The following is a 19,699-nucleotide window of genomic DNA, read 5'->3' as shown; positions in this document are numbered from 1 at the left end:
AGCGGGTGTCACCGCCTGCGTCACAGGCAGGGGTTGGTGGTGGTGTCGACGACCTTGTCCTTGAGCGAGTCCGGGATCGTGGACAGCACCCGGACGCCGGGCCAGTCAGCGCCGATGACCAGCTGGATCACCGGGCCGGTGAGCCGTGGGCCGCCGGGCTTGCCCGCGGTCTTGCCCTTGTAGGTGTCGGTGGTCAGCGGCTTGACCTTGCCCATCACCGGGGTGCGCTTGTCCTTCGACAGCCGGGCGGCCACGGCCTCACCGTAGGCGGGACCGGTCGCGGCGTCCTTCTTGGCGAAGCGGATCGAGGTGGCCGCAGCCGGCGCGGCGTTGCCGACGTGGGTCACCACGAACCCCTGGGCCGCCAGTTCGTCGGCCACCGTGGTGGCCTTGCCCACCTCGCCGGTGGCGTTCAGCACCTGAACGCGTACCTGCTCGTTCTTGACCTTCTGCACGGGGGCGGTCCCCGGGCTAGCGGCGACGGTGACCTCGACGTCGTCGCGGACCCGGGCGAAGAAGTCGTTCGCCGCGGGCTGCCTGAACTGCACCCGGTTCTTGTCGGCCGGGTAGGGCTCGGTGGGGACGGTGATGCCCTTGAGCTCCTTGGCGGTCAGCCCGCGGACGCTGTTGGCGATCTCCAGCTGCCGGCCGAACGAGAGCCCGGTGTCGACGGTCACCGCGCCGGCGGCGGCCCGCAGGAACGCGTCGAGCTTGCCGGGGTTGGTGAGCAGGCCGCCGTCGGTGACCTTCTCCAGCACCTTGGTGAGGAAGACCTGCTGGCGCTGGATGCGGCTGAGGTCGCTGCCGTCGCCGAGGGCGTAGCGGGTACGCACATAGCCGAGCGCCTGCTCGCCCTTCACGACGTGCTTGCCCGGGCCGAGCACGAACTTCGCCTTGGGGTCGTTGACCGCCTTGGGCAGGCAGATCTCGATGCCGCCGATCGCGTCGATGATGCCCTTGAAGCCGGTGAAGTCCACCTTCACGGAGTGGTTGATGCGAATGTCGGTGAGCGATTCCAGCGTCTTGATCGTGCAGGACTCACCGCCGTCGTTGAAGGCGGAGTTGATCTGGCCCACGCCGGCGGGCTTGACGGTGCCGTTCGGCAGGTCGCACTCGGGGATCAGGACCATGGAGTCGCGCGGGAAGCTGATCATGGTCACCTTGTCCCGGTCCGGGGAGATGTGCAACAGCAGGATCGTGTCGGTGCGCTCGCCCAGCCCCTGCGACAGCGCGCCGTACTTCTTGTTGTCGCCCTCGCGGGAGTCCGATCCGACGAGCAGCACGTTGAGCGCGCCGGTCTCGCGCGGGCGCTCCCCGCTCACCACGATCTCCTTACGCTTGATGAGGCTGTCCAGGCTGCGGTAATAGCCGTAGCCGGACAGGCTGACCACCACCAGCACGACGGTCAGGACCACGCTCACCCAGCCGAGCGGTGTCAGCCGCCGCACGGGTGGCCGATGCCTGCTCGATCGATGGCCCCGCTCGGTCGCCGGAGCGGTACGAGAGTCCTGAACGTCGATATCCCGGTACCCGCCCACGAAGTGCCCTTCACGCAATGATCAGGTCGGGCAGCATATCGCCTCTGCCAAATGACAGCGCGTCTTACTTGATCCCGATTGATCCCGTAAGTGGCTAGGGTACGTAGGTCCATCGCACCCGGCTCAGGAGTCACACCCCTCATGGCGCATGTCGACCCGCTACGGGAGGACGACCCGGGAAGGGTGGCCGCGTACCGGTTGCTCGGCCGGCTCGGCTCCGGAGGTCAGGGAACCGTCTTCCTGGGCGAAACGCCTGACGGCAGGCGGGTCGCCGTCAAGGTGCTGCATGACAGCGCCGGGTTCGACGACAGGCTGGCCAAGGAGATCGCCGCCGCCGGGCAGGTGGCGCCCTTCTGCATCGCCCAGGTGCTGGACGCCTCTCCGGGGCGGCCGGCGTACATCGTGACCGAGTACGTCGAAGGGCCGTCCCTGCAGCAGGCCGGCCGGCACGCCGGCGCCGACCTGCAACGGCTGGCCGTCGCCACCGCCACCGCGCTGGCCGCCGTCCACGAGGCGGGCGTCGTGCACCGCGACTTCAAACCGGCCAACGTGCTGCTCGGCCCCGGCGGTCCGCGCGTCATCGACTTCGGCATCGCCCGCGCGGCCGGCGCCGCCGCCACGGTCAGCACCGGCATCGTCGGCACACCCGCGTACATGGCGCCGGAACAGCTGGCCGGGCAGCCGGTCGGACCGCCGGCCGACGTGTTCGCCTGGGCGTCGGTCATCGTCTGGGCGGCCACGGGCGGGCCGCCGTTCGGCCAGGACACGCTGCCCGCGGTCATCAACCGCGTCCTGCACAACGAACCCCAGCTCGGCGACCTCGCCCAGCCGCTGCGCTCCCTCGTGTACGACTGCCTGGCCAAGGATCCGAGGGCCCGACCGACCATGCGGGACGTACTGCTGCGCCTCCTGGGCGGAAGGCAGACCCACGACGGCCCGCACGCCGCGACGGGCGGCGGAGGCCCGATGGGCGGGGGCGGGCCGAACGGTCCTTACCCACCACAGGGTCCGATGGGGGCAGGCGGGCCGCATGGCCCGTACCCACCGCACGGCGCGGTGGGGGTGGCGCGGGGGCGTAAGGGGGGCGTCGCCGCGGTGGCGGCGGGGGTGGCGGTCGCCGCTGTGATCGGCGGTGTCGCCTGGGTCGTGCCGTGGCCCGGACTGTCAGGACAAGGGCCGCTCGCGGCGCCCTCCACCGGCCCGCCCACGGCCACCGGCTCGCCGGCCGAATCCTCTCCCCAGCCCACCGCCTCCGCCCGGCGCAAGAAATCTCCGACGGCCGCTCCCCGGCGCACGGCCACGGGCAGGCCCACCCGTCCGAGTGCCACGAGCAAGCCCACCCCTGCGAGGACGGCCAAGCCGTCGGCCTCCTCACAGCGGTCGCCGAGCGCCACTCCTCAGCGGACCAGGAAGCCGGTCTCGGCGAGGGTCAGCATCCTGGACATCAAGTTGAGCGGCGGCCCCGGGCAGGCCGGGGCGGGCGGCTGTCTCATGCCGCCGGTGCACTTCCAGACCAGCGTGGAGTCGAGCCGCCAGGGGGTGTGGATCTCGTACGCGTGGCAGGTCGACGGCCGGACCGTGGAGAGCGGCCGGTCGTGGGTGCCGGAGGACGACTACACGGCGTTCGTCACCGCCCAGCAGTACATGCTGAAAACCGGCGGCCACACCGTCAGCCTCCGGATCACCTCCCCCAGCAGCGCGAGCAAGAGCGTCTCCATCGACGTCTGCTCCGTGGACTACTGATGATGCCGCCCGCCATCGGCCCCTACCGGTTGATCAGGCAGCTCGGTGAGGGCGGCCAGGGAGTCGTCTACCTGGGGACCGCCCCCGACGGCACGCTGGTCGCCGTCAAGGCGCTGCGGGAGGGGGTCGCCGGTGACGGCCGCTTCGCCAAGGAGATCGCCGCCGCCCGCCGGGTGGAGCCGTTCTGTGTCGCCCAGGTGCTGGACGCCTCGCTGGGCGGCCGGCCGTACATCGTGACCGAGTACGTCGAGGGGCCGTCCCTGCAGCAGGCCGGCCGGCACGCCGGCGCGGACCTGCAACGGCTGGCCGTCGCCACCGCCACCGCGCTGGCCGCCATCCACCGGGCGGGCGTCGTGCACCGCGACTTCAAGCCCGCGAACGTGCTGCTGGGCCGGGACGGGCCGCGCGTCATCGACTTCGGCATCGCCCGCGCCATGGACGACGCGCTCACCGCCACCAGCAGCGTCATCGGGACGCCCGCGTACATGGCCCCGGAGCAACTGGCCGGGCAGCCGGTCGGACCGCCGACCGACGTGTTCGCCTGGGCCTGCGTCATGGTCTACGCGGCCGCCGGCGCACCGCCGTTCGGCAACGACTCGCTGCCGGCGGTGATCACGAGGATCCAGTACGCCGAGCCCTGGCTCGGCGAGGTGCCGGAGCCGCTGCGTTCGATCCTGTCCGCCTGCCTGGCCAAGGATCCCGCCGCCCGTCCCACCATGCAGGACGTCCTCTTCCAGCTCATCAGCGGCCGAGCCGCCGCCCCCACCTCCGCTCCTCTCCACAGGTACGGAGCCGCCCGGCCCAGCCCATCCGGCCCAGCACCCAGCCCAAGCGCGTACGGACCCCCCTCCGGCCCAAGCGGGCCCGCACCCGACGGAACCCACCCCACTGGGTACGGACCCGCACCCAGCGAAACCCACCCAAGCAGCTACGGACCCCCACCCGGCAACGCCCATCCCCATGCACCCCGCACAGCCCCTCCCCATGGTTACGGATCAGGGTCGGCTCACCCGCACGGGTACAGCCCCGCACGCGCGGCCTCGCGTAACCGGGGCGGTCTGGCGTTGCTGGCCGGCGGAACGGCGCTGGTCGTGACCGGCGCGGTGGTCGCCGCCTGGGTGTGGCTGCCCATGCCCTTCGGGCGGCCCACCACCGTGACCCTGGACACGAGCCTGTCCCCCACGACCACCACCAAGACATCCGGGGCGACCACCCCGAAGCGGTCTCCCAAGCACCGATCTCCACAGCCCACCAGGACCGCGACCACCACCCCGCCGGGTTCGCGCCCCACGAAGGCACGTCCCACGACCGCCGCTCCCACGAAGGCACGTCCCACGACCGCCGCCCCCACGACCACCCGCCCCCGGACCACGAAACCGGCCGCGACCGCCGGGGGTGGGGTGACCTCGGTGGCCTTCTCCGTCGAGGGCATCCGGGTGGGCGACTGCTGGCGCTCCGACGCGAATCTCTACGCCAAGGTCACCGCCACCGGCTCCTACAGCTACCGCTGGCTGCTCAACGGCCGTAACCAGGGCCGGCAGGCGGGCGGCCCCTCGTCGAAGCCCCTGCTCCCCAGCATCGCCTGGGACGAGTCGGGAGGTACGCACCGCGTGGTCTTCGAGGTCGTGAGCCCCACAAGCAGTCAGAAGAGCATCACGATGAAGATCTGCGCACCCGGCAAGGGCTGGGGATACCCGTACGAGGACAGTTAGGGCTCCATGCGAACTCGGTGAATCCCAGGTGTCACCGACCGTGGTGACGCCATCATGACTTACATGGTCATGACCAAGATCGCACCCCCTCCCGGTGCGCAGGCGGTGGCGGGGTTGCGGGCGCGTGCCCGGACCGCGCGCCGGATCGCCCTCATCGCGCTGACCGGCTCGATCGCGCTGCTCTGCGCCGCGCAGCTGCTCGCCGAGCGCGCGGCCGGGACGCCGGCGGCCCTGCCGCTGGCGGTGCTGGCCCTGGCGCTCTTCCTCGGCGCGCTGCCCACCCTGGCGATCACCCAGGCGGTCTGGGGCGCGCGGGCGCGCGAGACCCGCCGCCGCGAGTTCGCGCTGTACGCGGCCTCGCCCGCCTCGCCGCTGCGCCCGCTGAGCCGGCCGGCGATGGCCTGCGGGTGGGCGCTGGTGGTGCTGCTCGGCGGCGCGCTGCCGCCTCTGTTCGCCGACGCCGGCCAGCCCACCGTCGCCACGGCGCTGGCCCGCGCGATCACCGTGGCCTGCGCGGTGGCCTGTTCAGGCGCGGGGGCATGTCTCTGCCTGTGGTGGGCACGTGCCGCGCGGGGGATGCCGCCGCGCGCCGGCCGATCGGGAGGGTCACCCGGAGATCCGTGGGATCCCGGCCCGGGCGCGCACCGGCGGCGGGGCGCGGTGCTCTGGGCGGGTGCGGCCGTGGCCGTCGCGGCCCTGCTGGGAGCCCGCGCCCACTTCTGGACCCCGCCCACCCTCCTCATCTACGCCCTGCTCGTCGCGACGTTCGCGTGCATGGTGGTTACTGACGAGTAGCATAGGGCTCGCAAGCCTTCCAGCAACGAGGAGCGAATCCGTGCCTTCCTCTCGTGACGTCGTGTTCGTCGACGGCGTGCGCACGCCTTTCGGCAGGTCAGGGCCGAAGGGGCTCTATGCGGAGACCCGCGCCGACGACCTGGTCGTCCGCGTCATCCGCGAGCTCATCAGGCGTAACCCCCAACTGCCACCCGAGCGCGTGGACGAGGTCGCGATCGCCGCGACCACCCAGATCGGCGACCAGGGCCTCACCATCGGCCGCTCGGCCGCGGTGCTGGCCGGGCTGCCCAAGTCCGTGCCCGGCTACGCCATCGACCGCATGTGCGCCGGGGCGATGACCGCGGTGACCACGGTCGCCGGCGGCATCGCGTTCGGCGCCTACGACGTGGCCATCGCGGGCGGCGTCGAGCACATGGGCCGCCACCCCATGGGCGAGGGCGTCGACCCCAACCCGCGGTTCCTGTCGGAGAAGCTCGTCGACCCGAGCGCGCTGGTCATGGGCATGACGGCCGAGAACCTGCACGACCGCTACCCGTCGATCACCAAGGAGCGCGCCGACGTCTACGCGGCGCTGTCGCAGGAGAAGGTGGCCAAGGCCTACGCCGACGGCAAGATCCAGCCGGACCTGGTGCCGACGGCGATCAGGACGGCCGAGAAGGGCTGGGGCCTGGCGGTGCAGGACGAGGCGCCGCGTCCCGGCACCACGGTGGAGACGCTGGGCGGGCTGAAGACCCCGTTCCGGCCGCACGGCAACGTCACCGCGGGCAACTCCTCCGGCATCAACGACGGCGCGACCGGCTGCCTCGTCGCCGCCGCCGACGTGGCCGGCGAGCTGGGCCTCACGCCGAAGATGCGGCTCGTCTCCTACGCCTTCGCGGGTGTGGACCCCGAGGTCATGGGCGTCGGCCCGATCCCGTCCACCGAGCGGGCGCTGCGCCTGGCCGGGCTGTCCATCTCCGACATCGGCCTGTTCGAGATCAACGAGGCGTTCGCCGTACAGGTGCTGGCCTTCCTGGAGCACTTCGGGATCGCCGACGACGACCCGCGGGTGAACCCCTACGGCGGCGCGATCGCCTTCGGCCACCCGCTGGCCTCCTCCGGCGTGCGGCTGATGACGCAGCTCGCCCGCCAGCTGGGCGAGCGCCCCGACGTTCGCTACGGCATCACCACCATGTGCGTCGGCATGGGCATGGGCGGCACCGTGATCTGGGAGAACCTGGCATGAGCAACCTCGAGACCTGGCGTTCGCTGCTGAGCGAGCGCAACGCGGCCGAAGTGGTCACCAAGGCCCTGGTCCGCGACGTGGAGCTGCCCGGTGGCGCGGGCACGATGGCGCTGATCACGCTCGACAACGGCTTCGACCACACCAAGCCGAACACCTTCGGCCCGCACGGGCTGTTCGCGTTGAACGGCGCGCTGTCCGAGATCGCCGCCCGCACCGACCTGGCGGCGGTCGGCGTCATCGGCAAGCCGTTCATCTTCGCCGTCGGCGCCGACCTCACCGGCGCGGCGAAGCTGGCCACGCGCGAGGAGGCGCTGGCGATCGGCGCGCTGGGCCACCACGTCTTCCGCCGCCTGGGCGAGCTCGCCGTCCCCTCGTTCGCGTTCGTCAACGGCGCGGCCATGGGCGGCGGCCTGGAGATCGCGCTGCACTGCACCTACCGGACGATCTCCGCCGGCGTCCCGGCGGTGGCGCTGCCCGAGTGCTTCCTCGGCCTGGTGCCGGGCTGGGGCGGCACGCAGTTGCTGCCCCGCCTCATCGGCCCGGCGAACGCCATCAAGCTCGTCATCGACAACCCGCTCGCGCAGAACCGCATGCTCAAGGGCGCTCAGGCGTTCGAGCTCGGCGTCGCCGACGCGATGTTCGAGCCCGCCGACTTCCTGGAGGAGTCGCTGCGCTGGGCGGCCCGCGTGCTGCAGGGCGAGGAGACGGTCACCCGTCCTGACCACACGGCCACGGACTGGGACAAGGTGATCGGCGACGCGCGCTTCCTGGTCGACCTGAAGCTGCACGGCGCCTCCCCCGCGCCCTACCGGGCGCTCGACCTCATCGCGCTGGCTCGTACGGCCGGTCGCGACGAGGGCTTCGCCGCCGAGGACGAGGCGCTGGCCGACCTGCTGCTGGGCGACGAGCTGCGGGCCGGGCTCTACTCCTTCGACCTGGTGCAGAAGCGGGCCAAGCGGCCGACCGGCGCCCCGGACGCGGCACTGGCGCGCAAGGTGACCAAGGTCGGCGTGGTGGGCGCGGGCCTGATGGCCTCGCAGATGGCGCTGCTGTTCGCGCGCCGCCTGGAGGTGCCGGTCGTGCTGACCGACCTCGACCAGGCCCGGCTCGACAAGGGCGTGGCGTACGCGCACGCCGAGATCGGCAAACTGCTGGCCAAGGGGCGCGTCTCCGCCGACCAGGCCAACCGGCTCACCGCCCTGATCACCGGCTCGCTCACCAAGGACGCCTTCGCCGACGCCGACTTCGTGATCGAGGCCGTGTTCGAGGACCTGGCCGTCAAGAAGCAGGTGTTCGCCGAGGTGGAGGCCGTGGTGTCCGACACCTGCGTGCTGGCCACCAACACCTCCTCGCTGTCGCTGACCGAGATGGGCGAGCGGCTCGCGCACCCGGAGCGGCTGGTCGGCTTCCACTTCTTCAACCCGGTCGCGGTGATGCCGCTGCTGGAGATCGGCAGGGGGGCCGCGACGGACGACGCCACGCTGGCCACCGCGTTCGCCGTGGGCAGGACGTTGCGCAAGTCGGCGGTGCTGGTCAAGGACGCCCCCGCGTTCGTGGTCAACCGGCTGCTGACCCGGTTCATGGGCGAGGTGATCACCGCCGTGGACGAGGGCACGCCGCTGGAGGTGGCCGAGCACGCGTTGGACGAGCTGGGCCTGCCGATCACTCCCTTCGCGCTGCTGCAGCTCGTCGGCCCGGCCGTCGGCCTGCACGTGGCCGAGACGCTGCACGAGGCCTTCCCGGACCGGTTCCGCGTCTCCGCCAACCTGACCAGGCTGGTCGAGTCCGGCAAGCCGGGCGTCTACCTGCCGGACTTCTCCCTCGATCCGGAGGCGGTGGCCCTGTTCACCGGCGGCTCCTCCCCCTCGACGGCCGAGCAGCTGCGCCGCCGGGTGCTGGCGGCGCTGGCCGAGGAGATCCACCTCATGCTGGACGAGGGCGTGGTCACTGCGCCGCAGGACATCGACCTGTGCATGATCCTCGGCGCCGGCTGGCCGTTCCACCTCGGCGGGATCACCCCGTACCTGGATAGGAACGGCTATTCCGCCTCCCGCTTCCTGCCGCCCGGGGTGGCCTCGCTGCCGGCTTGACCACCTCTTGAGGAGACCCGCCCGCGGGTCTCCTCACCTGCGCTCGCCCCGCGTCGTAGCCTCTGGTGCCGTGCTACGAGGAAAGCGGACCACGATGATGACGGCCGTCGCGCTGTGCGGAGCCCTGCTGGCGACGGCGGCCGCGTCTCCGGCGCTCGCCGAGCGCGACCCCCGATCGACCCTGAGGATCCTGGTCGCGGTGAAGCAGGACGAGACCAAGTCGGTGAAGCAGGACGAGACCAAGGCGGTGAAGCAGCGCGAGACGAAGGCGGTCACGCTCACCTGCGAGCGCGCCGGTGGCGACCATCCCGAGCCGCGCGCCGCCTGCCGCCTGCTGCGGCGGGTCCACGGCGATCCGGCCCGGCTCAACGTGACGCCCGACGCGGCGTGCACGCGCGAGCTGCGCCCGCACGCCGTGGTGGTGGCGGGCATGTGGCGCGGCAAGCCGGTCTCCTTCGGCCGCGTGTACGGCAACGCCTGCCTGCTCCGGGCCGCGGGCGGGGCGGTCTTCGCCCTCTGAGAAGGCGTCAGGGCTTGGGCGACAGCGGCTGGTCGCCGGCGACCGTGCTGTGCCGGTAGCCGTAGAAGAAGTAGAGCAAGCCGCCCACGACCATCCAGATCAGGAACCTCAGCCAGGTCTCGACCGGCAGGTTGAGCATCAGGTAGAAGCAGGCGAGCACGGCCAGGACGGGCAGCACCGGCACCATCGGCACCCTGAACGCCCGGTGCAGGTCCGGCCGGGTGCGGCGCAGGATGATGACGCCCGCCGAGACCACGACGAACGCGAAGAGTGTGCCGATGTTCACCAGCTCGGCCAGCGCGCTCAGCGAGATGAGCCCGGCCAGCACGGCCGCGACGAGGCCGACGATCGCGGTGAGCACGGCGGGCGTGCCGGTCCTGGGGTGGACCTTGGCCAGCTTGCGCGGCAGCAGCCCGTCGCGGCACATGGCGAACAGCACCCGGGTCTGCCCGAGCATGAGGATCATCACCACGGTCGTCAGGCCGGCGATGGCGCCGACGCTGATCAGGGCCGCCGCCCAGTGCTGGCCGACCGAGGTGAACGCGTCGGCCAGCGGGGCGCTGGAGCTCAGCTCGGTGTACTTCTGCATGCCGACCACGACCAGCGAGACCGCGACGTACAGGATCGTGCAGATCACCAGGGAGCCGATGATGCCGCGCGGCATGTCGCGCTGCGGCTTGATGGTCTCCTCCGCGGCGGTGGCGACGATGTCGAAGCCGATGAAGGCGAAGAACACGATCGCGGCGGCGGAGAAGATGCCGAGCACGCCGAACGCGACGGGGGTGATGCCGAACAGGACCTGGATCAGCGGCGCCTTCAGCCCGCTGGACGCCTCTGTGGGGATCGACCCGGGGATGAACGGGGAGTAGTTGGCGACGTTGATGAAGAACAGCCCCGCCACGATGACCAGCATGATGACCGTGAGCTTGATGGCGACGATGATCAGGTTGACCCGGGAGGACAGCTTGATGCCCGCGATCAGGACCCCGGTGAGGATCAGCACGATGATCACGGCGGGCACGTTCACCACCGGATCGTCGCCCGCCATCCAGCTGGGCAGGAACAGGCCCATCGAGTTCAGCAGCGAGCTGAAGTAGCCGGACCAGCCGACGGCGACCACGGCGGAGGCCAGCGCCATCTCCAGCATCAGGTCCCAGCCGATGATCCAGGCGGGGAACTCGCCCAGCGTGGCGAAGGAGAAGGTGTAAGCGGAGCCCGCCACCGGGATGGTGGAGGCGAACTCGGCGTAGCACAGGGCCGCCAGCCCGCAGACGACCGCCGCGACGATGAAGGAGAGCGCCACCGCCGGACCGGCCAGCTCCTTCGCCACCTGGCCGGTCAGCACGAAGATGCCGGTGCCCACGATCACGCCGATGCCGAAGACGGTCAGGTCGACGGCGGTCAGCCGCTTACGCAGCTGGTGCTCGGGGGCCTCGGTGTCGCGCATCGACTGCTCGACGCTCTTGGTGCGAAAGATGTCCACCCTCCGGCCCTTTCCCATGCGGAGGGTGATCATGCACAGATCAAAAACCTTCAGACCCGCTTGCTATGACGGACTTGACACCTGCGGGCTCCGCTTGGCGACCGCCTCGGTGATCTGACGGGCCAGGCCCTGGCCGGTCAGCCCGATCCGGCCGAGGATCACCGCCCGCTTGGCGTGGTCCAGGAACTCCTGGGGGATGCCGTACGAACGCACCGGCACGTCACAGTCGGCGTCGCGCAGCAGGCGCGAGACGGCGTCGCCCACGGCGCCGACGCGCCCGTTGTCCTCGACGACGGCGACCAGCCGGTGCGTCCTGGCGGCGTCGGCGAGCGCCTCGTCGAGCGGCTTGACCCAGCGCGGGTCGACGACCGTCGTGGTGATGCCCTGGGCGTCGAGCAGGACGGCGGCCTCCATGCAGACCTGCGCCATCGGGCCCACGCCGACCAGGAGCACGTCGGGGTCGTCGGCGCCGGGCGCCCGCAGCACGTCCATCTCGCCCAGCCGGTCGACCCGTTCGACGCTCTCCGCGACCGGGCCCTTGGGCCAGCGCAGCACGGTCGGCCCGTCGGAGACGGCCACCGCCTCGCCGAGCAGCTCGATCAGGCGCTCCCCGTCCCGCGGCACGGCGATCTTGAGGCCGGGCACCACCTGGAGGAGCGACAGGTCCCACATGCCGTTGTGGCTGGCGCCGTCGTCGCCGGTGACGCCGGCCCGGTCGAGCACCACGGTGACGGGCAGCTTGTGCAGGGCCACGTCCATGAGGAGCTGGTCGAAGGCGCGGTTGAGGAAGGTGGCGTAGACGGCCACGACCGGATGCATGCCGCCGAGCGCCAGGCCGGCGGCGCTGGTGAGGGCGTGCTGCTCGGCGATGCCGACGTCGTAGATGCGCTCGGGGTAAGCCTCGGCGAAGGCGTTCAGGCCGGTGGGGTGGAGCATCGCCGCGGTGATCGCGACCAGGTCCTGACGCTCCCCGCCGAGCCGGACCAGCTCCTCGCTGAACACGTTGGTCCAGATGCGGCCCTTGGGCTTCTCGGCGCCGGTGGCGCGGTCGAAGGCGCCGGGCGAGTGGAACTGGTCCTCGTCGTGGTTCTCCGCCGGGCTGTAGCCGCGGCCCTTCTGGGTGAGCGCGTGCACGATCACCGGCCCGCGGAAGTCGCGGGCCTTGCGCAGCGCCGCCTCCATGGCCTGCTCGTCGTGGCCGTCGATCGGGCCGACGTATTTCAGGCCGAGGTCCTCGAACATGGCCTGCGGGGCGACGACGTCCTTGATGCCCTTCTTGAGGCCGTGCAGGGCGTCGTAGAGGACGGGCACGTTGCCGATCTTGCCCTTGACGTACTCCAGCGCGTCCTCGTAGCGGCGGTCGACCCGCAGCGACGACAGGTGCGAGGCGAGCCCGCCGATCGTCGGCGAGTAGGAGCGGCCGTTGTCGTTGACCACGATGACGACCCGCAGGTCCTTGGCGCCGGCGATGTTGTTGAGCGCCTCCCAGGCCATGCCGCCGGTGAGCGCGCCGTCGCCGATCACCGCGACGACCGTGCGGTCGCGCTCGCCGCGCAGCTTGAACGCCTTGGCCAGGCCGTCGGCGTAGGACAGCGCGGTGGAGGCGTGGGAGTTCTCCACGTGGTCGTGCTCGGACTCGGCCTGGCTCGGGTAGCCCGACAGGCCGCCCTCCTGCTTGAGCGCGCCGAAGCCGGCGGCCCGCCCGGTGAGCAGCTTGTGGACGTACGCCTGGTGACCGGTGTCCCAGATGACGGGGTCGCGGGGCGAGTCGAAGACGCGGTGCACGGCGATGGTCAGCTCGACCACGCCGAGATTGGGGCCGAGGTGGCCGCCGAACTTGGCGCACGCGTCGACGAGCAGGTCGCGGACCTCACCCGCCAGCTGTGGCAGCTCCTCGGCAGTGAGCCGTTTGACGTCCTGCGGTCCCTTGACCGAGCCCAGCAACCCGCTCACGGATTCGGCTCCCCTCTGCTCTTGTTCGCCGACGGGGACGAGTCTAGTTCGCGGACGCCCCGCTGGGCCCATCAAGGTAAATCCGCACACGTTTGTCCGATCTTGACCTAGTCTTTCCCTCACTATGAACACTCTCCCCCTGAAAAAATTGACGTCACTCCTGGCCGCCGGCGTGGTCCTCTCGCTGGCCGGCGCGGGGACGGCGGCGGCCGAGGCGACGCCCGCCAACGCCGGACAGCAGATCGCACAGCCGGCCCAGCAAGCGCAGAAGACCGCGCCGCCGCGCGGAAAGGCCGCGGCGACGGCCAACCCGCTCTACCGGACCGGACGCCTGGCCGGCTCCAACTGCTCCCCGGGCAGCCTGCCCAGGGGCAGCACGTCCGCGTACAAGCGCTTCCTCACCCGCGTGACCAACTGCCTGAACAGGTCCTGGGCTTCGCAGTTCCGCAAGGCCGGGCTGAGCTTCAGCAAGCCCAGGCTGCGGATCATCACCAGGAAGGTCAACACCCCCTGCGGCCGATGGAGCCCGGGCGCCGACGGCATCTACTGCTCCGGCAACCGCACCATGTACATGCTGATCACCAAGCAGAACCTGCGTAACCCGTACGCGCTCGGCATCACCCGCCTGATGGCCCACGAGTACGGCCACCACGTGCAGCAGGTCTCCGGCATCTGGAACTACTACACGGTCGCCAGCAACCGCGCCGGCGGCTCCGCCCGGCTCCTGCTCTCGCGCCGGTCCGAACTGCAGGCCGAGTGCTTCTCCGCGGTCTTCATGAACACCGTCCGCGACAGCCTCCCGGTGCCCCCCGACGAGTGGAACCGCACCGTGGACTGGTTCCGCCAGAACGGCCACAAGGCTTGGTCGCGCAACGACCACGGCAAGGGCCCGACGCAGGCCCGCTGGATGACGCGTGGCTTCAACTCCGGCTCCGTCGGCGCCTGCAACACCTGGTCCGTCTCCTCCAGGCAGGTCGCCTAGCGGTCACCCCCGGCCGCCTCTCCACCAGGGGCGGCCGGGCTGAATGCCAAGGTTGCGTAAACAAACAACCATAAAGTGGTCTAAGATCCGCGATCGTGCGTATTCCCCTTATTGCAGCGTCTATCTGCATGGTCGCGGGTCTGGCGTTATCAGGTACGGCTAGCGCCGAGACGACCTCCCCCGCGGCGGCCACGGGGCTGCCCGCCGTACTGACCAAGAACAAGATCTATCGGTCGGGCACCCCCTCCCCCCAGTCATGCGCCATCCCCGAGATCCGCACGGGCAGCGCCGCCTCCGTGAAGGTGTTCCACCGGGCGATGGCCGCGTGCGCCAACCGGTTCTGGGCCGCCCGGTTCAGGGCGATCGGCCTGCGCTACACCCCGCCGAAACTGGCCATCACGACCGGCAGCAACTCGGTGTGCGGCAGAATCACCTCCAACGGCGCCCAGTACTGCCCGCAGCAGCGCACCATCGCCATCCGGATCATGAAGAGGGACCTGCGCGACCCGTTCAAGATGAACATCGCGCACTCCGTCGCCCATGAGTGGGGCCACCACGTTCAAGAGCTCACCGGCATCCTGGACGCGCAGAACAGGCTCTTCTGGCGGGCGAGCAGGACGGGGCGCACCACGCTGAGCCACCGCCTGGAGATGCAGGCCGAATGCTTCGCCGGCGTCTTCTACCGGGCCACGCTCGACTCCGTCGACCCCGGTATCACCTGGAGCCAGTGGATCAACGCGGTCCGTCAGGCGGGCGAGAGCAAGGTCCACGGCAAACCGCGCAACCTCGCCTACTGGCAGGACCGCGGCTTCGACGGGGCCTCCGCCCGCTACTGCAACACCTGGACCGCTCCGGGCGGCAGGGTGACCTGAGCTGAGCGGGTGGCCTGAGCGGGGTCGGCTAGGTGCCGGCCCTGGCCAGCACCTCCAGCGGATCGGCGAGCACGTGGGCGAAGGCCAGCTCGGCCGCGCCCACGAGGGTCGCGTCGTCCGCCAGCGCCGAGGTGCGCAGCCGCAGCCGCTCCCGCTGGGGGGCCATGGCGTGCAGCGCCAGCCTGCTGCGCACCTGGGCCGCCGAACCGAGATAGATCTCCCGCAGGATGCCCCCGAAGATCACCATCTCCGGGTTGAAGATGTTGATCAGGTTGGCGACGCCCAGGCCGAGCCAGTCGCCGACCCTCTTGAGCGCCTCCTGCGCCACGATGTCGCCCCGGTCTGCCGCCTCGACCACGGCCCGGACCGCTTCCCGGCCGCGCTGGTCGGCGGGGAAGCGGCCGGCGGACTCCAGCAGCGCCCGCTCCCCCACCTCGGCCTCCAGGCAGCCGCGGGAGCCGCAGCCGCAGGCCCTGCCGCCGGGGTTGACCACCATGTGGCCCACCTCGCCGCCGTAGCCGTCGTGGCCGCCGAGCAGATGGTTGCCGGCGATGATGCCCCCGCCGATGCCGACGTCGCCGTGCAGGTAGATGAGGTCCTTGACGGCCACGCCGACGCCCCGGCTGTGCTCGGCGAGCGCCGCCAGGTTGGCGTCGTTGCCGACGCTCACCGGCAGGCCGAGGCCGAGCCTGCGGCCCAGCTCCTCGCCGAACGGCACGTCCTCCGTCAGCAGGTTGGGGCCGAACCTGATCACGCCGTCGCCCTTGCGCACCCCGCCGGACACCGCCGCCGCGACGCCCACGCAGACGGTGTCGTCCCTGGTCCTGCGCCGCATCTGCCGGGCGAACCCGGCCAGCGTGCCGGTCAGCTCGCCCACCACGAACGGGCCGCGCCGGCGCACCGTCTCCTTGCGATCAAGGATCACGCCGCCCAGCCCGACCCGCGCCACCGCCAGCCGGTCCGGCCCCACGTCGAACGCGAAGACGTACACGCGCGAGGACTCCGGCCGCACCACGAGCGACGGGCGCCCGGCGCGGCCGGTCTCGCGCGGCAGCTCCTCGCGCACCAGCCCGGCCGCGGTGAGGTCGGAGGTGAGGGCCATGATGGTGCTGCGGTTGAGGCCCATCTTGGCGGTGAGCTCGGCGCGCGAGATCGGCCCGCCCAGGTGGACATGGCGAAGCAGCGCGCCGAGGTTGTGGCGCCTGATGTCCTCCTGGGAGGGCCCGGCACGCATGGTCTGAGGTTCCTTGTACGGGTGGAAGTCGCTGATCACCTTAGACCAGCGGCGGCCGCCCGTTTGCGCGCCAGCGCGTCCACGCCCGCTGCCAGCAACAGCACGCTACCGGTGACCAGGTACTTCACGCTCGATCCGTACCCCATCAGGGCCATGCCGTTCTCGATCACCGCGACGACGGCGCCGCCGAGGATCGCGTCGAGCACCCGCCCCTTGCCGCCGAACAGGCTCGTGCCGCCGATCACGGCCGCGCCCACCGCGTACAGCAGCACCGAGCTGCCGCCGGTGTTCGGGTCGACGGAGCTGGCCCTGGAGGCGGCCACGATGCCGCCGACCGCCGCCATCGAGGAGCAGATGACGAAGGCGCTGACCTTGATCCGGTCGACCGCGATGCCGGCCCTGCGGGCCGCCTCCGCGTTCCCGCCGACGGCGTAGAGGTGCCGCCCGAACGCGGTACGGCGCAGCACGAACGTCCAGACGATCAGCAGCACCAGGATCACCGGGACCACGATCGGCACGCCGGTCAGTGAGGTGAGCAGCGCGTTGCGGCTGCGCTCCAGGTTGAGCACGTACACCGCGACGCCCGCGATGACCGCCAGCGAGCCCACCCGGGCCAGGATCAGCGACAGCGGGTCGGCGGCCAGCCCGCGCTGCGCGCGCTTCCTGGCCCGCAGGAACTGCACCGCCGCGTAGACGCCCACGCCCACCGCGTACGTCGCCCAGCCGAGCCACGGCGGCAGGTTCCGGGTCGCGATCGCGACGATCACTTCATCCCGGATCGAGATGTTCGTGCCCTCGTCCACCAGCACCAGGACGAGCCCCTGGAAGGCGAGGAAGGCCGCCAGCGTCACCACGAACGACGGGATGCCCACCTTGGCCACGAGCCCGCCGAGCATCAGGCCGATGAGCACGCCGGTGATGATCGCGGCCACCACGCCGATGTACCACGGCAGGCCCATGTTGGTGAGCGTCACCGCCAGCACCGCCGCGCACACGCCGCTGGCGAAACCGGCCGACAGGTCGATCTCGCCGAGGAGGAGCACGAACACCAGGCCCATCGCGATCAGCGTGACCGCGGCGCCCTGGGTGAACAGGTTGGCGAAGTTGATCGCCGTGAGGAACGCGGGCCGCGCGATGGCGAAGACCGTACAGAGCACGACCAGGCCGAGCACGGCGGGCAGCGCGCCCATGTCGCCGCCGCGCACCCGCTCCACGTACGCGCGCACGCTGTGCCCGATCGACGGCGAGTTCGCCGCGGTGGCGACCACCTCGCCGGGCAGTTCTTTGACCTTGTTCATGGCATGATCCCCAGGTCTCCGCTACGGCCGGACGTGATCAGTTCGACGACCTGCGCGTGGGTCACGTCGGCGGTCTTGACCCGGGCGGCCATCCTGCCGAGGTAGAGCGCCGCGATCCGGTCGGAGACGGCGAAAACATCGTTCATGTTGTGTGAGATGAGGACGACGGCCAGGCCCTTGTCGGCCAGCCTGCGCACCAGTTCGAGCACCTGGGCCGTCTGGGCGACGCCGAGCGCGGCGGTCGGCTCGTCGAGGATGACGACCTTGCTGTTCCACAGCACGGCCTTGGCGATGGCGACGGTCTGCCGCTGCCCACCGGACAGGCTCGAGACCTGCTGCCTGATGGACTTCACAGTGCGTACGGACAGGCCGCTGAGCGTCTCCTGGGCCATCTCCTCCATCGAGGCCTCGTCGAGCACCAGGCCCCTGCGGCGTTCGCGGCCGAGGAACATGTTCTGGACGATGTCCAGGTTGTCGCAGAGCGCGAGGTCCTGGTAGACGATCTCGATGCCGAGCGTGCCCGCGTCGCGGGGACCGTGCACCTGGACCGGCTTCCCGTCGAAGAGGATGTCGCCGGAGTCGATCGGATAGATACCGCCGACGCACTTGACCAGCGTCGACTTGCCGGCGCCATTGTCGCCGACCAGCGCTGTCACCTCGCCCGCGTGGGCGGAGAAGGCGACGTCGTGCAGGACCTGCACGGGGCCGAAGCTCTTGTCGATCCCGCGCACTTCGAGCAGGGGGGTCGTCATGGGTCTCCCTTGGGAGGGGTACGGCCCGCGCCCGAGCGCGGACCGTACCCTGTGCCGGTTGATCTACTTACTGAATTCCTGCTTCCGTGCACTTCTCGGCGAAGTCATCGGTGCACAGTTCTTCCTTGGTGACGAAACCGTCGGCCACAACGTCCTTGACGTTGTCGATGAAGATGGCCTGCGGGTCCAGCAGCTCCGCCGGGACGTCCTGACCGGTCTCCGTGTCCTTGACGCTGCCGCTGGCCGTGGGCTTCTCGCCCTTGGCCAGGGCCACCGCCAGCTTGGCGGCCGCGTCGGCCTCCTTCTTGACGGCCTTGTACACGGTCATGCACTGGTCGCCCGCCAGGATGTTCTGCAGGCCCTGCACGGTGGCGTCCTGGCCGGTGACCGGCACCTTGCCGTTGAGCTTGTTCTTCTTCAGCATGGTGATGGCGGCGTTGCCGAGACCGTCGTTGGCCGCCAGCACGCCGGCGATCTTCGGCTCCTTGGTCAGCATCTGCTCGAAGAGCGTGCCGGCCTGAGCGTTGTCCCAGTCGGGCACGGACTGCTCCGGACCCTTGACGTACTCGCCCGCGTCGAACTTGGGCTTGAGCACGCCGTCGTAGCCGGCCTTGAACAGGGTCGCGTTGTTGTCGGTCGGCGAGCCGTTCAGGTAGGCCACGATGGGCTTGTCGGCCTTCTTGTCCGACAGACACTTGGTCAGGCCCTCACCCTGTAGGGTGCCGACCTTGGTGTTGTCGAAGCTGACGTAGTAGGCGGCGCCGCCGCCCAGGGTCAGCCGGTCGTAGTCGATCGTGGCCACGCCCTGCGACTTGGCCTTGTCGATGACCGTCTTGCCGGTGCCGCTGTCCAGGTTGACGATCATCAGCACGGTAGCGCCGTTGGTGATCATCTGGTCGGCGATGGTCTGGAACGCCGTCTTGTCGTTCTGCGCGTTCTGGATGTCGTATGCCACACCCGCGGCCTTGAACGCCTCTTCGAGGTACTTGCGGTCCGCCGTCTCCCACCGAGCGGAGGACTTGCTGTCGGGCAGGATGACGCCGATCTTGCCCGCTGCTTGCTGAGAGGCCTCGGCCGCTGGAGCCGAGCTGGAGGTCGAGGTGGTGGTCGAGCCGCCGTCGCCCCCGCAGGCGGTAAGACCGAGTGCGAGCGCGGCCGCCGAAGCGGTCAGGCTGAGGATCCCCTTGCGCATATGCAGGGTCCTTTCTTCCGGAGGGGCCCGGATGAATGTTGTTTGCGGCAACGTATTCCGGTGACCGCCTGCTTAGGAAGACCCTCGGAGGGGGGAGTTTGTTGTTCCCGGTAACAATCCTGAAACGCCGCCTCCACCTTCCCGACACCCGGGGGACTCCCCGCCTTCCCGCACCCTTGCCGGTATACGTTTTCCGCTGACCATCCGTTTCAGGGTCGTCACCACGGAGACCGGCCGGCTGTGCGCCCTAGGAGCTGTTTAGGGTTCGGATCTTGGTGGGATTCGGTGGTGGGCTGGCCGTGGCTGGTAG

Annotated in this window: 15 protein-coding genes; 8 read left to right on the top strand and 7 right to left on the bottom strand. The window is 70.7% G+C overall.

The window, feature by feature from the left end:
• Window positions 1-20: 20 nt before the first annotated feature.
• Window positions 21-1,448, bottom strand: a complete 1,428-nt coding sequence (locus IEY87_RS38545; RefSeq protein ID WP_225278090.1) for an LCP family protein — start codon at window positions 1,446-1,448, stop codon at window positions 21-23.
• Window positions 1,449-1,679: 231 nt separating this feature from the next.
• Between IEY87_RS38545 and IEY87_RS38540 the strand changes: the two genes are divergently transcribed.
• The 6 genes from IEY87_RS38540 (at window position 1,680) to IEY87_RS38515 (ending at window position 9,623) form a co-directional block, all read left to right on the top strand.
• Window positions 1,680-3,281: a serine/threonine protein kinase gene (locus tag IEY87_RS38540; protein WP_189143806.1), complete on the top strand. Its 1,602-nt coding sequence runs from the start codon at window positions 1,680-1,682 to the stop codon at window positions 3,279-3,281.
• Window positions 3,281-4,993 (top strand): serine/threonine-protein kinase, encoded by a 1,713-nt coding sequence (locus IEY87_RS38535; protein ID WP_189143805.1) that lies wholly within the window; start codon window positions 3,281-3,283, stop codon window positions 4,991-4,993. Before IEY87_RS38540 ends, IEY87_RS38535 begins: the two co-directional genes overlap by 1 nt.
• A gap of 54 nt (window positions 4,994-5,047) precedes the next feature.
• Complete coding sequence (locus IEY87_RS38530; protein ID WP_189143804.1) at window positions 5,048-5,788, top strand: hypothetical protein; 741 nt, start codon at window positions 5,048-5,050, stop codon at window positions 5,786-5,788.
• Between the two features lie 40 nt (window positions 5,789-5,828).
• The gene (locus IEY87_RS38525) at window positions 5,829-7,013 is read left to right on the top strand and encodes a thiolase family protein (protein WP_189143803.1); all 1,185 of its coding nucleotides are present in this window, start codon (window positions 5,829-5,831) and stop codon (window positions 7,011-7,013) included.
• Entirely contained in the window at window positions 7,010-9,103 is a 2,094-nt protein-coding gene (locus IEY87_RS38520) for a 3-hydroxyacyl-CoA dehydrogenase NAD-binding domain-containing protein (protein ID WP_189143802.1), read from the top strand. Before IEY87_RS38525 ends, IEY87_RS38520 begins: the two co-directional genes overlap by 4 nt.
• A gap of 70 nt (window positions 9,104-9,173) precedes the next feature.
• Entirely contained in the window at window positions 9,174-9,623 is a 450-nt protein-coding gene (locus tag IEY87_RS38515) for an SSI family serine proteinase inhibitor (protein ID WP_189143801.1), read from the top strand.
• Between the two features lie 7 nt (window positions 9,624-9,630).
• Here IEY87_RS38515 and IEY87_RS38510 read toward each other — a convergent pair whose 3' ends face one another.
• On the bottom strand, window positions 9,631-11,106 hold the full coding sequence (locus tag IEY87_RS38510) for an amino acid permease (protein WP_308113011.1): 1,476 nt from the start codon (window positions 11,104-11,106) through the stop codon (window positions 9,631-9,633).
• A gap of 63 nt (window positions 11,107-11,169) precedes the next feature.
• A complete protein-coding gene (gene dxs, locus IEY87_RS38505) occupies window positions 11,170-13,050 on the bottom strand; it encodes a 1-deoxy-D-xylulose-5-phosphate synthase (protein WP_225278120.1) in 1,881 nt (626 codons plus the stop codon).
• Window positions 13,051-13,183: 133 nt separating this feature from the next.
• Here dxs and IEY87_RS38500 point away from each other — a divergent pair, with 133 nt between their 5' ends.
• Together IEY87_RS38500 and IEY87_RS38495 are read left to right on the top strand one after the other, a co-directional pair.
• Window positions 13,184-14,041, top strand: coding sequence for a neutral zinc metallopeptidase (locus tag IEY87_RS38500; RefSeq protein ID WP_189143800.1), 858 nt, complete (start codon window positions 13,184-13,186; stop codon window positions 14,039-14,041).
• A gap of 128 nt (window positions 14,042-14,169) precedes the next feature.
• On the top strand, window positions 14,170-14,913 hold the full coding sequence (locus IEY87_RS38495; RefSeq protein ID WP_189143799.1) for a neutral zinc metallopeptidase: 744 nt from the start codon (window positions 14,170-14,172) through the stop codon (window positions 14,911-14,913).
• Window positions 14,914-14,941: 28 nt separating this feature from the next.
• Here IEY87_RS38495 and IEY87_RS38490 read toward each other — a convergent pair whose 3' ends face one another.
• The 4 genes from IEY87_RS38490 to IEY87_RS38475 all read right to left on the bottom strand — a co-directional run bounded on the left by IEY87_RS38490 (window position 14,942) and on the right by IEY87_RS38475 (window position 19,389).
• Window positions 14,942-16,147, bottom strand: a complete 1,206-nt coding sequence (locus tag IEY87_RS38490) for an ROK family transcriptional regulator (protein ID WP_189143798.1) — start codon at window positions 16,145-16,147, stop codon at window positions 14,942-14,944.
• Between the two features lie 35 nt (window positions 16,148-16,182).
• Window positions 16,183-17,445, bottom strand: coding sequence for a sugar ABC transporter permease (locus IEY87_RS38485; protein ID WP_189143797.1), 1,263 nt, complete (start codon window positions 17,443-17,445; stop codon window positions 16,183-16,185).
• Complete coding sequence (locus tag IEY87_RS38480) at window positions 17,442-18,197, bottom strand: ATP-binding cassette domain-containing protein (RefSeq protein ID WP_189143796.1); 756 nt, start codon at window positions 18,195-18,197, stop codon at window positions 17,442-17,444. The genes IEY87_RS38485 and IEY87_RS38480 overlap by 4 nt, the downstream gene beginning before the upstream one ends.
• 67 nt (window positions 18,198-18,264) lie before the next feature.
• Window positions 18,265-19,389 carry a sugar ABC transporter substrate-binding protein gene (locus IEY87_RS38475; protein WP_189143795.1) on the bottom strand — a complete coding sequence of 375 codons (1,125 nt, stop codon included), beginning with the start codon at window positions 19,387-19,389 and terminating at the stop codon, window positions 18,265-18,267.
• Window positions 19,390-19,699 lie beyond the last annotated feature (310 nt).

Source organism: Nonomuraea glycinis (assembly GCF_014646515.1).
Classification (GTDB): Bacteria; Actinomycetota; Actinomycetes; order Streptosporangiales; family Streptosporangiaceae; genus Nonomuraea; species Nonomuraea glycinis.
Note: the sequence above shows the minus strand (reverse complement) of the source record. Positions and strands in the feature narration are given on the sequence as shown.